Raw genomic sequence first — 11,110 nt, 5'->3', positions numbered from 1 at the left:
CTACTACATTCTAAATCAGAGATTCGTACTCTGAAGCTTTGATAAAATTGCTTTTTCTCCTTTAAAGGTAATAAAGCTGATAGCTGACTGCTGTTTGCGCAGCATGACCTAGGAAATGCTTACACGTTCCTTAACCCTACCAGACAAAACTATAGAGCGTTTTTAATTCTATAATATTCCCTATTTTTTTATTCTGAATTACTGAAAAAAATGCAAGACAAAATATTAGCTAAAGAAAGACAATTCCACGATATCTGGGCATCAACTATTGATATAGAAGGTATTCGAGTAGTTGATTATTTTGAAAGTTGTACTGCTCCAGAAAATAGATTTATTCTCAAACAAATGGGAGATTTAACTGATAAATATTTGTTAGATTTAGGTTGTGGTGCAGGGGAAAATAGTGTTTATTTTGCTAAAAAAGGAGCGCGGTGTGTGGCGACAGATTATTCTCCTGGAATGGTGGATGTTGCTGTTAAGTTAGCTGAAACAAATGGGGTACAAATTGAGGGAAAAGTTATGGATGCAATGGCTTTAGAATTTGCCGATAATACTTTTGATTTTGTTTATGCTTCTAACTTACTTCACCACTTACCAAATCCCAAATTAGCAATTAGAGAAATGCACCGCGTTCTTAAACCTGGTGGTAAAGCTTGTTTTTGGGACCCGTTGAAACATAATCCTGTGATTAATGTTTATCGGCGTATTGCTACAAAAGTTAGAACTGAAGATGAAATGCCTCTGGATATTAATCTTGTTAATTTTATTAAATCTCTCTATTCAGAAACAGCTTACGATACATTTTGGTTAGCAACTTTGTGGATTTTTTTAAGGTTTTATTTGATTGAAAAAATTGACCCGAATAAAGAACGTTATTGGAAAAAAATTATTATCGAACATCAAAGATTAGAACCAATGTATCGGAAATTAGAAAGATTAGATGGAGTATTAAAAAAATTGCCTTTGATGAAAAGATTTGCTTGGAATTTAGCAGTAGTTGCGACTAAATAGTATAGTATCAGGCAACAGGGAATATAGGAATATGTAGTCTTATAGAAGCCCTAACCGTATCTTTGGAAAGGTGTGGGTTTTTGATAAAGGAGTCAGGAGTGAGAGAAAGAGAAATAGAATAGAAGAAAAACACTCCTATTAATCTCCCCTTATGCACCATCTCGCCATCTTTCCCACTCTCCTACTCCCCCCTCTCCCCACACGAACCAACTTCCAACACTTCCCAAACTCCCAATCTAATCTATGAGATCCACTCAGGGGTTCTATAACTGTACCTCAAAAGAAAAAAAAGACAGTTTCTATGCAAAACGAAACCTACTGTATAATTGTCAACGTTCGGAGGATATTTTAGCAACATCATCACACAAATGGCGATCGCTCCCCTTAGTTTTATTATACCTAATCATCCGGACATGATCAGGACTTACGCAAATTGACTGTCAAACCACCATCTGTAGGGGCGAATGGCATTCGCCCTCTCTATATATAGAGTTTCTGCGTAAGTCCTGATGATATTAGACTTGTCGCTTTATAACTTCAAAAATCCCCAAAAACCTTGTTCTATAAGGATTGTAGCTATTGGCGACTAAAAAGCCTTGGAATTATTGCTCTGTCTAGGTTGGAGCGATTTTTTTCCTTTATTTAGCGACAACTCTATTATACACCGTCTGTAGGGGCGAATGGCATTCGCCCCCAGTAGATATGGCGGTTGTGCCCAAGTCCTGTAATTCTAATTCTGCGATTGGGAGTGAAACCTCCCCCGTCATTGGAATTGAAACCTCCCCCGTCATTTGTAGGGGCGAATGGCATTCGCCCCCAGTAGATATGGCGGTTCTGCCTAAGTCCTGTAATTCTAATTCTGTGGTTGGGAATGAAACCTCCCCCGTCATATCATGTCCGGTAGCATCGGTATTGTATGGCAAAGGTAAGGAAGAAGGAAGAAGGAAGAAGGAAGAGAGAAGAGGGAGGAAGGCTACCCTCGCAAGAAAAAAACCATTATTTCCTGTAGATATTCACCGTTGGGTTTACACAAACGATATAAACGGACATGATATCATTGGGAGTGAAACGAAGCAATCTCCAAATCTAAAGGTGCTTTTGTATTAGTCCTGGACGAGCTATTAAAAAATGCCAATGTTGATTTATATGATAGTACCGAAGGCTTGATAAACCAGTGGAAAAACAAGGGCATCAAACGAGAAAGCATTGTCACGACATTAGACCCAGGGACTTATTTTGTACGAGTCTATCCCCAAGGTAGCAGTCGCACCCCCTACCGTCTCAGCGTTGATTTGTTGTAATACATGCATGATAATGGTTAACGAAGTAGGGGCGAACGGCCGTTCGCCCCTACAGTTCTTTAATACTGAGCAAAATGTTTAATAATAATATCGGCTATATTCCCTCAGATTATTTATATAAATATGACATCCCTATCAACACAGAAGCAATATTAAAAACCCGTCAAGAAAAGCACAAAAAATTATTTGAAACCTCTACTCAAAAGTATTGCGAAGCAGTACAAACAGTCGCAGATATCAAAAGTGATTTTTTCGACTTTTCCGGTGCAGCGATAAAAGTCGGTCGTGCTGAGGAACTCTCCCCAGAGCAACAACAACTGTTCCGGAACAGTTTGCAAACATTTTGTCCTTGGAAAAAAGGTCCGTTTGAACTATTTGGTATAAACATTGATGCTGAATGGCGTTCTGACTGGAAATGGGAGCGTATTTTGCCACATATTAGTTCTCTGAAAAATCGTAGAGTCGCCGATATTGGTTGCCACAATGGTTATTTTATGTTCCGCATGGCAGCTCAACAACCGGAGTTAGTTATTGGTTTTGAACCTTATGCCAAACATTTTTGGAATTTTCAACTTATTCAAAATATTGTGCAACAAAAAATGCTGATGTTTGAATTGTTGGGAGTCGAACACATTCACTATTACCCCCAATTTTTTGACACCATTTTCTGCTTGGGTATTCTCTATCATCATACTGACCCCATTGGTTTATTACGCAAAATGCGAGAAGCTTTAGCGCCCAAAGGGGAAATTATTATTGACTGTCAAGGCATTCCTGGAGATTTACCAGTAGCTCTCACGCCTCGGAAACGTTATGCTCAAGCACGAGGTATTTGGTTTCTCCCTACTCAGTCTTGTTTAGAGAATTGGATAGGTAGAGCAGGGTTTAGTAATATTAATTGTTTTTTTGCCGAACCCTTGTCAGTGGCAGAACAACGGCGCACTTCTTGGGCAAATATTGATAGTTTGTCAGAATTTCTCAATCCTGAAGACCCTTCCTTGACAGTTGAAGGTTATCCTGCACCTTGGCGCTATTATGCGATCGCCTGTAAATAATGAGTGGGGGAGTGGGGGAGTGGGGAGTGGGGACGTTGCATGCAACGTCCGTACAGAGTAGAGGGAAAGAATTGATGATTTATCTGCGATAATTGATTTGATTTTTTATTATTGGAGATGTCTAGAGAACACATTTTTATTATTGTTAATTTAATGAGAATTGATATTATATCAAATCCACTTAATTGGAGATAAAAAAAGTTCTCCAATTACCATAACTACGCTCATCTTTCTAATTTTTTATCCTCCTGAATTGCTGCAATTATGTACGGGCAATTTCCATTTTTCATGCTCCTAATTACGGGTTTGCGTTATGCAAAGCATCTGAGGATCGAAACTATTCCGGAACGGAAATTGCCCCTACTGACTCCGACTCAACTTAACCATTCTATTAACTGTTTAACCAGATTTGATATTCAGCCTTTCTGCCTCTTCCCTCTTCCCTCTTCCCGAAAAATTGTGCTTTAAAGCCTCCTCTTTTAATACCAATTTGAAAAAAGAATGCTATGAAAAGTGCCACTCTATCAGATATTCTTAAAAATAGTGACTATCGTAGATTTTAGATAGTTATTTATATTTTTTTTACCTTTTTTAAAATATTTCCTTATTCTTCCTTCTTCCTTCTTCCTTCTTTCTTACTTCTACTATTTGTAACAAACACTTATCAAATTGGTATAAGGGGATAATAAAGAAAAGTTTTCCTGTTCGTCAATCCTATCCGTTTTAAAGGAGAGGTAATTATTAATTATTAATTATTAATTATTAATTATTAATTATTAATTATTAATTGTTTAATTCTGCCTTTCTGCCTCTTCCCTCTTCCCGAAAAATTGTGCTTTAAAGCCTCCCCTTTTCAGGGGATAATAAAGAAAAATTTTCCTGTTCGTCAATCCTATCCGTTTTAAAGGAGAGGTAATTATTAATTATTAATTGTTGAACTGTGCCTTCTGCCCTCTGCCTTCTTCCTTCTTCCCTCTTCTTTATTCCTTCGTTCATTTTTTCGACTTACGAATTTTTTTCAGTGTAGAAGCTCGACTCGCTAACCGAATTAACTTATAAGGAGATGTGCGACTGCCAACTGTAATTCGAGAAATGCGGAACTTATTTTTCAGATAATTTACTTTCAAAAATTTATCATCATAAATAAATCCAGTCAGATGATATTTAGGTAACTTTTTTTCCACCTTTCTATTGATGGCACCATAAGGATAAGCAATATGAGCAGCGACAATTTTATTCCTGTCTAAATCATTAGTACATTTTCTCAAAGCCAACTTAGCAAAATATAGTTCTACTTCTAATTCTTTGGAGCTAATTTTAGTTAAATTTTTATGAGTAAATCCATGAGATTGAATATCATAAAAATCTTTTTGATATCCTTCTCTTAAATCTTGGCAACTAAGATGTGGTAAATCTTTTCCATTCTTAATTCCGAGAGTTTGAGGATTAATAAACAGCACAAATTTTACTTTTTCACCATATTTTTCTTCCATCTTTTCTAAGATTGGTATTCCATTTTTATGCACTCCTTCATAGCCATCATCAAAAGTTAGCATTACAGGTTTTTGACCTATATGTTTACTTGGTATAGGTTGAGATTTATTAATAAAATATACGAATAAATCTTGAGAAGATAACAACCAGTAATTTTTCTTTACTAAATACTCTATAAACTTTTCTAAATCTTGCTTAGTATAATCCATATCATAGAGGGGGCGATACGGTGGTAAATCAGCTTTATTCTGTAAATCAATAATGTCATGGAAGCCAAAAATCGGAATTTTGACAGTCGGAGATTTAATAGATGCAGCAGTCAAACCTAAACTGACTATAAATATTAGTGAAAGGTATACAAGTTTACTTATCCACTTTGGTAAAAATTTAATTAAAAAGTAATTTTTGTACAAATCTATAATAGTTAAATTTAATTTCTCTACAGTGGAAAATAAAGATTGAGTTACATTCCTACTTAGTCGCTTAATCGCATCTTGAATCCATTTTTGATTAATCATATCTTTCCCTGATATTCAATCACAAATCTGTAAATTATGCCTAGTTATTGATGATAATATCACTATTTTTTCCTGACTAATATAAAAATTTGTTTTATTTCGTAACACTGGGCGATCGCCACTGATATAGAATCCGGTTGAATAGTTGTTGTATAGTTGGAAGTGGGGAGTGGGGGAGTGGGGAGTGGGGAGTGGGGGAGTAGGGGAGATTAAAGGTTTGAAGTAATTTACAGCGGTTTTCATTTCAGTAGACCACAGTAGGGGTGAATGGCATTTGCGCTCCGCAAAGCTCCGAATGGCGCCCTTACAGGATTTTGGTTATGACGATGTGGTTTATCAACCTGAAAAGCGCTGTAAGAAATTATCAACATATACTATATAACCGGATTCTATATAAAATGCATAACAAGAAGCTATCCTCATAAATTAGGGCATTATTTTCCTGAATTAGTATCAAGGCGAATGAAATTTACATCTATAAAAAGAGTTAAATTTCTCTAACACCATTCAATAAAAACTACTAAGGCTGAGAAAGGGGGAAATTATTTCTACTTGTATAGTTGTATAGATAAATTTTCTTCAGTAGACATCTGGCGATAATCAAAAATAAAATAAATTATCGCACATAAATAATCAATTCTTTCCCCCTACTCCCTCCCTTGGTGCCCATTCCCTCTCTTGGTCAGCATTCCCTTGCGTCTGACGCCGACGCTGGATCTGACCGCACCTGTCGCTAACGCGGGGTCGCACCCCTACTCCCTACTCCCTCTTTTCCGGAGAGGTCTAGTATCAAAAATCTGAAATTCTGAGTGATATAATAGCCGTAGTCGGATAAGTTAAGAAAGATTAAGCATATTCTCAAGCAGGAGGTGAGTCCCATGTTTAAGCAAGATCGTCAACATCTTAAAGTGGTTCAACTAGAGGAAGGAATATTGGTTCATACTCAACTCAAAAGTGCTTATATTCCTGCATTGCGTTCTGGGTTTGCAGGATACCCAGTTAACCCTCGTTGGAGTGGTGTCAAATATTATGCTTGGAAGACAGGAAAGCAATGGCGACAGGCGCTTTTGAATGGAGAGATGGTAGTACGTTTGAGTGATTCAATGTTGGTATCTATTGATGAAATTAAAGAGGAAGAAAAATCTGATGTGGTAAGGTGGGGCTACCACAATTCATTGCCCAACAGTAATTGGGAATTTCAATTCCCTGTATTTCAGGGATGAAAAACTACTTAGGGTTTGCTCAATAGGAGACAACCCACCCCTCGCCCCTCCCCCGACCGTGGAGGGGAGGGGAATACAGGAGAAATGGGTACGAGCGAGGAGGTAGGAGTAAGAATTGTAAGAATGATTTTTCTGACCAACTATGAGCCTAAAATACTAACTTTTTGAGGATTTTAGACGTGATACTAGGCACTTTTTAAAGGCCCCAAAAAAGCACTTACCTTTATCTGTAAATACTTTTAGATTTAATCAGCAAGCCCTACTTATACTACATCTGGTTTGAAGTCTGTTAGTTATCAAGAGACATCTCCTCCAAAAGAGGGAGTAGGGAGTAGGGAACCCACCCCTAATATAGAATCCGGTTATATAGTATATGTTGATAATTCTATAGAACCCATTTGGGATCTATTTAAAAATAGAGAAGGAGATGGGGAGATGGGGAGATGGGGAGATGGGGAGATGGGGAGATGGGGAGATGAGAGTATTTTTCTACCTGCAAGGGAAGCTACCAGGTTTGCTATTGGGCGACGCAGGGTCTGATCCGCTTTTTCCCCATTATCGTTGGTGAATTTCCACTGGCTCCCTCAGACTGAGAACGGAAGCCAAAAGCACATACCGCGTCCAAAGATACGCTTAGGGGTTCTATAATTACTTCAAGCCTTTAATCTCCCCTACTCCCCCACTCCCAACTATACAATAACTATTCAACCGGATTCTATATAACTCCTCCCAGGAGGGGAAATAATTGATAATTTATTTGGGATAATTGATTTTATTTTTTATTACAGCGGTTTTCATTTGGGTAGACCACAGTAGGGACGTTCCATGGAACGTCCCTACAAGGTTTTGTTTGTGAAGATGTGGTTCATCAACTTGAAAAGCGCTGTATTGGAGATGTCTAAGGGAGGTCTTCAACCAAAGTTGAGATAACTAATATCTGAACTTCCCCCGTACAAATGTACTTTACTATCACCTGTTCCCTGTTCCCTGTTCCCTATTCCCTAGCGCGTAGCGCTATAAAACTAACTGTACCGAAACAGATAAATCGACTTGGCCATCTAGCCAACCTTAAATTTAGTAGGTGGTGTAAATATTCTATATATTGTTTCCAGGTAACTTTACTTTCCCCTTCTACACGTTCATTAAATATATAGCCCACTTCTCCCACCCAATGAATGGTGCCTCGGCCTAAAACTTCAATCAAAATTTTGTACCCTACTGGCCGAAGAATTTTTTCTGCGATCGCCTTTCGACGGACCATAAAATAGCCACTCATGGGGTCTGAGACTCGCCCTAGGACTCCAGGTAAAATAATTAACCCCAAAACTTGAGCGCCACGAGACAATAATCTTCTCATAATATTCCACTCACTGACACCTCCTTCCTCAAAGTGACGACTAGCTACTGCTAAGTCAGCACCTTGCTCCATTTTTGTCAATAGTTTTAAGAGAGTTTCTGGAGGATGTTGTAAGTCTGCATCTATTACTCCTAATATTTCTCCTTTTGCTACTTGCCAACCACGAATAACTGCAGTGGAAAGTCCTCTTTCTTTTTCTCTACGCATTACCTGGAGTTGAGGATATTCTGGTGTCATATTCTGAGCTGTCTCCCAAGTTAAGTCGGGACTATTGTCATCTACCACAATTAATTCATAAGCATTGGGAATTTGAGCATCTAGTAATTGAGTTAGTCTTTGGACAATCTTTGGGATATTTTTACTTTCTTTAAATGTGGGAATAACCAGAGAAAGTTTGATTTCTGGACTATCTGGTTTTATAGTATTTTTTACTACAGCAGGAACTTGTAATAAACCTGTTGGTACTGTTAGTAGTGAATTTGGTTTAGTTGCACTCATTATCAATTTTCTCTATCTGAGGTATTAGTTAATTGTGTATTTAACAGGAATCAGAATATAGTCAGGTTTATATTTATATCAAGTTGCCAATTATTGCTTACTGTATTTTATTAATTTAATTTGCCAGTGTATCTCTTTACTTTAGTTATGAAGGCAATATTGAGATTTTTTTGTCTTTAAAAATATGTATAATATTTTATATGCATTAAAATATCCCATTCACAATTATTATTAAGACTTATGGAATTGCTGTTTGGGTAGCATGAACCAGGAAAAACCAAAGAACAGGAATGATTTTATGCCCTAAGTATAGCTAGAGTTTTTGATACATCATACTTTCTTTTTCCTGTTTTATATTCCATATAATCTTAAAATTTGTACTTGATACAAGAAATAAAAATATTACATATTTACCGATATTTTTTATTCTTAAATAGAGAGGGTTAATTATCATCAATCAACTTAATTTTGCCAATTTTAAGAAAGTCAAATATTTGATTAATTTGATGTTGTTCCTCATCTGTTATGTGTTTGCCACATAATATTGCTGAAGTAAGTTGTAGGTGTTCCCGGCGATTAAGTTTGCCTGATGTAATAACTCGGTTCACCATTTGATTAATTGTCACATTTGGTTGATTTTGCTCGCTCCATAACATAATCTTTTATCTCCTATATATGTCTGTTGATATTGATTATAGTAAGCATTTCCTGCGGAATGCGCTCGCATTCAGCTAGCTCGCAGTCAGCGCTTCCTTTCCCACGGAGATGCTTCCCTACGGATGCTACGCAAACGCAAACGGAATGGGCTCGCATTCAGCAATTGGTAATGAATAATTACTTCTAAGGTGTGGGAAGGGGACTTTGATATTCAATAATTGATAATTAGACATCTCCAGAAAAGAGGGAACAGGGAACCCACCCCTCGCCCCTCCCCCGACCGTGGAGGGGAATAATTGATAATTTATGGATAAGAATTGATTTTATTTTTGATTTTTGGAGATGTCTATTGATAATGGATAATTGATAATTACCTCTTCCTTTTAGGAAGAGGATTGAATAAAAGGAAAATTAATTCATTGTTTCTCCACGGCGAGTGAGAGAATTTTTACCTTAATTATTCGGTAACTTTTTATTCAAACTCAATTTCAAAGGTTGCTTTTACCTTCTCCAAAATTAATTGCTGAAGTCCCCAGTTCCGACCTTATGAGGCTAGCTAATAGCTGAAGGCAGGCAAGGGCAGCACTCCGCAGGAAATACTTACTGATTATATCTTCAGTAATATACCTGGTTAAAGTAGTTTCATACCGTTTCACAGAAGTTAAAAGTCATGCATTAAGATTTTATCGACTCGAAACTTTGATTCCACAGTAATTTCAGGAAATTATTTCAGATATGGGGTTTAAAACTATTTGTGACATCTTTAAAGTGAATTGGTATCAGAAATAAATATTACCTCTGTTGTAATTCCTAAGTTATTTTAATAGTTAAGAGGGAAATAATCTCCCCAAGTGAAAATTCTGTATATTAAGGCATTAATTGAGTTTCTATGAAGATTTATCGACTGCCAGCACTTTCAGACAACTATATCTTCTTACTACATGACCCAAATCAAAAGATTGCGGCTGTAGTCGATCCAGCAGAGGTTAGGCCAGTAACTGAAAAACTAGAATCATTGGATGCTCAGTTGGTGGCTATTTTCAACACTCATCACCATTCAGACCATGTAGGAGCTAATCAAAAGTTAATTCAGAAGTTTCCTCAACTTACAGTTTATGGCGGAGTTGAAGACCGAGGTAGAATTCCTGGACAAAAGGTATTTTTACAGGAAGGCGATCAAGTCCAATTTTCTGACCGACAGGGAGAGGTCCTATTTGTGCCCGGTCATACAAGTGGCCATATTGCTTATTACTTTCCTCCTGTAGTTGCTGGAGAAGCGGGGGAATTATTTTGTGGTGATACTTTATTTGCTGGTGGTTGTGGTCGCTTATTTGAGGGAACACCAGCTCAAATGGTACAGTCTTTGAGCAAACTGCGTAATTTGCCTGATAGGACACGAATATGGTGTGCCCATGAATACACTTTAAAAAATTTGCAGTTTGCTATAACAGTCGATGAGCAAAATTTAGACCTACAAGCTCGTTTAGCTGAGGTTAAGGCAGCACGCAGTCGGAATGAGGCTACTGTACCATCAATGATTGGTGTAGAAAAACGCACAAATCCTTTTCTGCGTTGGGATTTACCTAATCTACAGTTAGCCGTTAAAAGTCAAGATCCAGTACAAACTTTTGCCCGTTTACGAGGAAAGAAAGACCAATTTTAAGGGGCCACCAAACTCCAGAACTTTTTCCGTGTTTCTGCTTCGCAGCTTAAGTGCCTAAAATCTGACTGTCTCATTACATCTCATTTAAGAGCTGATTTATAAACTGAGCTAAAACTCTTATGCTATCTAGGTCTCAGGAATTTATGGTTTACTGGTCCAAAATCGGCAAAACCTTTGTCCTGTAAGAAATTCAGCCTCTTAATATTTACTTTATAAATCAGCTCTAACTGGCTATCAGCGCTTCAGCATTTTCTGTACCGGAATGCTCCGCAAACAGCTTTTGGCTTTTTGACCCTGGCAACCCCAAGCGCCTCCTAGTTGAGGAGGGTTTGC

Annotated in this window: 11 protein-coding genes and 1 pseudogene; 7 read left to right on the top strand and 5 right to left on the bottom strand. The window is 37.5% G+C overall.

From position 1 onward, the window contains the following. Positions 1–210 precede the first annotated feature (210 nt). The 4 genes from SAGCYANO_RS32445 (at position 211) to cmoB (ending at position 3,367) form a co-directional block, all read left to right on the top strand. Entirely contained in the window at positions 211–1,011 is an 801-nt protein-coding gene (locus SAGCYANO_RS32445; RefSeq protein ID WP_202223836.1) for a class I SAM-dependent methyltransferase, read from the top strand. Between the two features lie 711 nt (positions 1,012–1,722). Further along, a complete protein-coding gene (locus SAGCYANO_RS46095; protein WP_237396907.1) occupies positions 1,723–2,118 on the top strand; it encodes a hypothetical protein in 396 nt (131 codons plus the stop codon). Then, positions 2,088–2,312 (top strand): T9SS type A sorting domain-containing protein, encoded by a 225-nt coding sequence (locus tag SAGCYANO_RS32425; RefSeq protein ID WP_202223883.1) that lies wholly within the window; start codon positions 2,088–2,090, stop codon positions 2,310–2,312. The genes SAGCYANO_RS46095 and SAGCYANO_RS32425 overlap by 31 nt, the downstream gene beginning before the upstream one ends. Positions 2,313–2,386: 74 nt before the next feature. Beyond that, a complete protein-coding gene (gene cmoB / locus SAGCYANO_RS32420) occupies positions 2,387–3,367 on the top strand; it encodes a tRNA 5-methoxyuridine(34)/uridine 5-oxyacetic acid(34) synthase CmoB (RefSeq protein WP_202223832.1) in 981 nt (326 codons plus the stop codon). A gap of 837 nt (positions 3,368–4,204) precedes the next feature. Here cmoB and SAGCYANO_RS32415 read toward each other — a convergent pair. From SAGCYANO_RS32415 to SAGCYANO_RS32405, 3 genes are read right to left on the bottom strand one after another with little or no spacing between them, the layout of a single operon-like run. Continuing rightward, on the bottom strand, positions 4,205–4,363 hold the full coding sequence (locus SAGCYANO_RS32415) for a hypothetical protein (protein ID WP_202223831.1): 159 nt from the start codon (positions 4,361–4,363) through the stop codon (positions 4,205–4,207). Next, positions 4,360–5,379 (bottom strand): polysaccharide deacetylase family protein, encoded by a 1,020-nt coding sequence (locus SAGCYANO_RS32410; RefSeq protein ID WP_202223830.1) that lies wholly within the window; start codon positions 5,377–5,379, stop codon positions 4,360–4,362. The genes SAGCYANO_RS32415 and SAGCYANO_RS32410 overlap by 4 nt, the downstream gene beginning before the upstream one ends. A gap of 15 nt (positions 5,380–5,394) precedes the next feature. Further along, positions 5,395–5,622, bottom strand: coding sequence for a hypothetical protein (locus tag SAGCYANO_RS32405; protein WP_202223829.1), 228 nt, complete (start codon positions 5,620–5,622; stop codon positions 5,395–5,397). Positions 5,623–6,257: 635 nt separating this feature from the next. Here SAGCYANO_RS32405 and SAGCYANO_RS32400 point away from each other — a divergent pair. Together SAGCYANO_RS32400 and SAGCYANO_RS32395 are read left to right on the top strand one after the other, a co-directional pair. Further along, positions 6,258–6,602, top strand: a complete 345-nt coding sequence (locus SAGCYANO_RS32400) for a hypothetical protein (RefSeq protein ID WP_202223828.1) — start codon at positions 6,258–6,260, stop codon at positions 6,600–6,602. 279 nt (positions 6,603–6,881) lie between these two features. Continuing rightward, positions 6,882–7,142, top strand: coding sequence for a hypothetical protein (locus tag SAGCYANO_RS32395; RefSeq protein ID WP_202223827.1), 261 nt, complete (start codon positions 6,882–6,884; stop codon positions 7,140–7,142). A 478-nt stretch (positions 7,143–7,620) separates the two neighbouring features. On the opposite strand, the pseudogene SAGCYANO_RS32390 reads toward SAGCYANO_RS32395, so the two are convergent. Continuing rightward, positions 7,621–8,457 (bottom strand): annotated as a pseudogene (locus tag SAGCYANO_RS32390) (polyprenol monophosphomannose synthase); the annotation flags it as partial. Between the two features lie 443 nt (positions 8,458–8,900). Then, positions 8,901–9,113, bottom strand: coding sequence for a hypothetical protein (locus tag SAGCYANO_RS32385; protein ID WP_202223825.1), 213 nt, complete (start codon positions 9,111–9,113; stop codon positions 8,901–8,903). 890 nt (positions 9,114–10,003) lie between these two features. On the opposite strand from SAGCYANO_RS32385, the gene gloB reads away from it, so the two are divergent. Continuing rightward, positions 10,004–10,777, top strand: a complete 774-nt coding sequence (gene gloB, locus SAGCYANO_RS32380) for a hydroxyacylglutathione hydrolase (RefSeq protein ID WP_202223824.1) — start codon at positions 10,004–10,006, stop codon at positions 10,775–10,777. The last annotated feature ends 333 nt before the right edge of the window (positions 10,778–11,110 follow it).

This window comes from Okeania sp. KiyG1 (assembly GCF_014132355.1).
Classification (GTDB): domain Bacteria; phylum Cyanobacteriota; class Cyanobacteriia; order Cyanobacteriales; family Microcoleaceae; genus Okeania.
The sequence above is the reverse complement of the archived record's forward strand: the minus strand, read 5'-3'. Positions and strand labels throughout refer to the sequence as shown.